The organism is Vibrio sp. 1249-1, assembly GCF_033340495.1.
Genome location: NZ_JAWOWJ010000904.1, coordinates 1 through 574 on the forward strand (window position 1 = coordinate 1; position 574 = coordinate 574).

At 47.9% G+C, this 574-nt stretch carries 1 protein-coding gene; it reads left to right on the forward strand.

Annotated elements, in window-relative coordinates; all coding sequences use genetic code 11:
• Positions 1-574 (forward strand): cache domain-containing protein (locus R7Z50_RS29590; protein ID WP_318150027.1); only part of this gene is annotated, 574 nt, incomplete at both ends.

Here is a 574-nt window from a genome sequence, read left to right on the forward strand (position 1 = left end):
TCCAAAGGCGTCCGTGTTGTGGTCGGCAAGAACGACAAAGGCATCGGTGAGAACTTCTATACCCGGCAAGACAAGAAAGGTAATTACCTGATTCAAGATTTGCTGAAAAACGCCAAAACGGGTGAATTCACTACCTATTACTTCCCGAAACTAGGACAAACAGAGGCGCTACCGAAATTGAGCTACTCAATGTTCATTCCTGAGTGGGATTTAATGATCGGTACCGGCTTTTACACCGATGACATTGATGCCGTCATTGCAGAAATGGAAGCTTCAGCCCATGACGCGCTCAACACGACTCTAGTGGCCATTGCGCTGTTCTGTGTTTCTATCGCTGCCGTGGTTGCTATCTTCGCCGTGTTTGTGAATCGTAGCATCATGCGACCAATCGAACAGTTTGATGCTTCGATCCAATCCTTCGCGCAAGGCGATGCCGACCTTACGGCACGCATGCACGAATCCAACGTACCTGAGTTCAAACAGTTAGCGCACAACATCAATATCTTTGTTGAAAGCCTACAGGGCATCATCAAGAGCGTGACTCAAGTTGGTGAAGAAGTCGTCACAGAAACCA